Origin of the sequence: Enterobacter sp. 301B, from assembly GCF_003850715.1 — a bacterium.
Taxonomy (GTDB): domain Bacteria; phylum Pseudomonadota; class Gammaproteobacteria; order Enterobacterales; family Enterobacteriaceae; genus Enterobacter; species Enterobacter intestinihominis.
Map to the genome: position 1 here is coordinate 1 of NZ_PQTC01000082.1, position 466 is coordinate 466.

The 466-nt window shown below is 50.2% G+C and carries 1 protein-coding gene, 1 rRNA gene and 1 pseudogene; 2 read left to right on the forward strand and 1 reads right to left on the reverse strand.

Annotation, left to right across the window (positions count from 1 at the left end; all coding sequences use genetic code 11):
• Nucleotides 1–6 precede the first annotated feature (6 nt).
• Both rrf and C3451_RS24235 read left to right on the forward strand, forming a co-directional pair.
• Nucleotides 7–122 (forward strand): 5S ribosomal RNA (gene rrf, locus C3451_RS24230).
• A gap of 129 nt (nt 123–251) precedes the next feature.
• A pseudogene (locus C3451_RS24235) lies at nt 252–344 on the forward strand (DUF4385 family protein); the annotation flags it as partial.
• Between the two features lie 17 nt (nt 345–361).
• Here C3451_RS24235 and C3451_RS24240 read toward each other — a convergent pair.
• On the reverse strand, nt 362–466 hold a 105-nt coding region (locus C3451_RS24240; protein WP_129942121.1), incomplete at its 5' end, for an IS3 family transposase.

A 466-nucleotide genomic window follows, 5' to 3' on the forward strand; every position in this document is an offset into this window, starting at 1 on the left:
AATTTGCCTGGCGGCTTTAGCGCGGTGGTCCCACCTGACCCCATGCCGAACTCAGAAGTGAAACGCCGTAGCGCCGATGGTAGTGTGGGGTCTCCCCATGTGAGAGTAGGGAACTGCCAGGCATCAATCAGGAAGAACCCCGTACCGGAAGGTGCGGGGTTTTTTGCTTTGTGCGCGGAAAAACATGCCGGATGGCGGCTTCCCCTTCTCCGGCCTACAATTGTTAAAACGATTTTAACAATGGTGCCGCTTTGACTCGTCCTTTTGATTACCAACAAGATTTTGCAAATATAAATTTTCGCGAACATCCCGAACGGTATCAGGTTGGCCGGGGTGAGCAGGGTGAATCGCCACGGATAATCTAGACACTTCCTAGCCGTTGATAATACTGGTTTTCATATTCTGTCGGTGACATCTGATCGCTGGAACCATGCCGACGCTTACTGTTATAAAACATTTCGATGTA